At 39.9% G+C, this 1,104-nt stretch carries 1 protein-coding gene; it reads right to left on the bottom strand.

Features of this window, described 5'->3' with window-relative positions; all coding sequences use genetic code 11:
• Positions 1-9: 9 nt before the first annotated feature.
• The gene (locus tag JZO85_RS22915; protein WP_207110826.1) at positions 10-1,005 is read right to left on the bottom strand and encodes an IS30 family transposase; all 996 of its coding nucleotides are present in this window, start codon (positions 1,003-1,005) and stop codon (positions 10-12) included.
• Positions 1,006-1,104 lie beyond the last annotated feature (99 nt).

Genomic DNA, 1,104 nt, shown 5'->3' with positions numbered 1-1,104 from the left:
CTTGAATTGTCAAATCAAGTGCAACACTTTATCAAAGAAGACTTCATAAGGTGTTCTCCAATCTAAACACTTTCTAGGTCTGCTATTCAGTTTTTCAACCATCTGATAGATCGTTGAGTCATCCACCGTGTCCATCTCTTTTGATTTTGGCAGGTATTCTCGAATGAGTCCATTCGTATTTTCATTTGTTCCTCGTTGCCAAGGGGCATGAGGGTCTGGAAAATAAAAGGGCACATTATTCAATGCTTCTGTAACTGCGAAATGTTTGGAGAATTCTTTTCCCCTATCTGGAGTGATCGTTTTGACCACCTCATTTGGGATACTTCCTAAAAGTTCGATCATTTTCTCGCTCACATAAGCGGCTTTCTTTCTGGGTGCCTTTCCTGCTAAAAGGAATCGTGATTTTCTGTCTGTTAAAGTTACTAAACAAGCACCACCAGTTTTGCCAGCTACAGTATCGGCTTCCCAATGGCCAAACTCACTTCTATCATTTGCAGATTTTGGACGATCATGGATCGAATGAGTAATGCGAATCTTCCCACGAGTCTCGACATGATTTTTTGTATGTCTTGTTTTTCCTCGATGGCGTAATGAACGGATCAGGCCTTTATTGCCGTGTGAGAGTGGTTCTGTATCGAAAAGCCCCTTATAAATTGCACGATAGATCGTGATAAAACTGATTGAGAAGTCCATATGTTCAAGCTTCAAACGATTAGAGATTTCCTCTGGTGACCACTGAAAATCGACAAATAAATGACGAACAATTGACCAAATTCGCGGGTCATTTAGAATGTGAGGACGTCCGCATTTTTTTCTTCGAGAAGCATAATTTTTTTCTGCTTTGGAAGGTGAATAGTTTTTCTCCTTGTTTCTTCTCAGTTCACGTGAAATAGTCGACGGGCTACGCTGAATGTCGTTCCCAATTTTCCTAATAGAAACGCCTTCTTCGTGAAGCAGAAAGATTCTTTCTCGTTCGAGTATGGTAAGATGATGATACTGGCTCATAATTATCTTCCTCCTAGTAGTGTTCTCGACAAACCTATTCTAGTTGGATATCGATTATGAGTCATTTTTTATGTGTTGCACTTAAAGTGTAAATTCAAG

The organism is Candidatus Enterococcus murrayae (assembly GCF_017315985.1).
GTDB lineage: Bacteria > Bacillota > Bacilli > Lactobacillales > Enterococcaceae > Enterococcus_A > Enterococcus_A murrayae.
This window is presented reverse-complemented; position numbering and strand designations above follow the sequence as displayed.

Bases quoted from the DNA above. Each gene is read 5' to 3' on its own strand.
- JZO85_RS22915 (WP_207110826.1), bottom strand. From the start codon at position 1,005: ATGAGCCAGTATCATCATCTTACCATACTCGAACGAGAAAGAATCTTT.